The sequence below is a fragment of the Enterobacter cloacae complex sp. 2024EL-00227 genome, assembly GCF_043945315.1.
Classification (GTDB): Bacteria; Pseudomonadota; Gammaproteobacteria; order Enterobacterales; family Enterobacteriaceae; genus Enterobacter; species Enterobacter roggenkampii.
In genome coordinates this window covers 1-752 of record NZ_JBIMQP010000073.1, presented here as the reverse complement: position 1 = coordinate 752, position 752 = coordinate 1, and the positions used below count along the sequence as shown (strand labels likewise).

1 protein-coding gene is annotated in these 752 nt (G+C 50.0%); it reads right to left on the bottom strand.

What is annotated here, in order from left to right; translation table 11 throughout:
• Positions 1-101 precede the first annotated feature (101 nt).
• Positions 102-572, bottom strand: coding sequence for a hypothetical protein (locus ACHH0Z_RS25610; RefSeq protein ID WP_395149619.1), 471 nt, complete (start codon positions 570-572; stop codon positions 102-104).
• Positions 573-752 lie beyond the last annotated feature (180 nt).

Genomic DNA, 752 nt, shown 5'->3' with positions numbered 1-752 from the left:
TGGGACATTATACGTTTTCGTTACCGGAAGATATTCTGAAGGGCGAGTTAAGACCATTAAATTTGAATACAAACAATGAATTAACCTCTTAGCGTGGTTTTTTACATCATTGGACCTCGAACCCCAAGACCGCGGGCACGCGGAAGCGATAGTTCTATCGTCTCAGGATCGATGGCCATTTTCTGGCGGGTGGCTTCCAGCTCAGTGGTCAGCCGGTATTTTTCCGTACGAAAAGGAATACTCTCTTCAGCGTTTCGCTGTGTATAGGTCACGTCAAACATCATGCGATCACCGTCGTTCTGCAGTACCACGCCCCTGAGGAGACTTTCTATACGAACGGGGGATTCACCTTTCTGCGGAATCTCCGAGGTCCGGCTGCAGATAATCACCATCCCGGGTTTCTGACTGGCATTAACCATCCGCATTTCACTGAGCGTTGCCGCCCCTGCATCCCGTGCAGTCACACCCAGCAGGATCGTCAGCCCCATTATAAAACCGGTCAGTTTACACATCGTTCCTGTATCCTTTACGTTAATGTCTGGATCATCTTCAAGGAGAAATCCCGCCTCCATACATCTATCTGGAGTGAATCGCCACGGATAATCTAGACACTTCCGAGCCGTTGATGGACTGACCCCGCCCCGGTAGACGATCCTGCCCTATAGTTTGAGCATAGGAGGAGCGTATGGGCACACCACGATTTACACCTGAATTTAAGGAAGAAGCCGTCCGTCAGATAACAGAACGCGGTT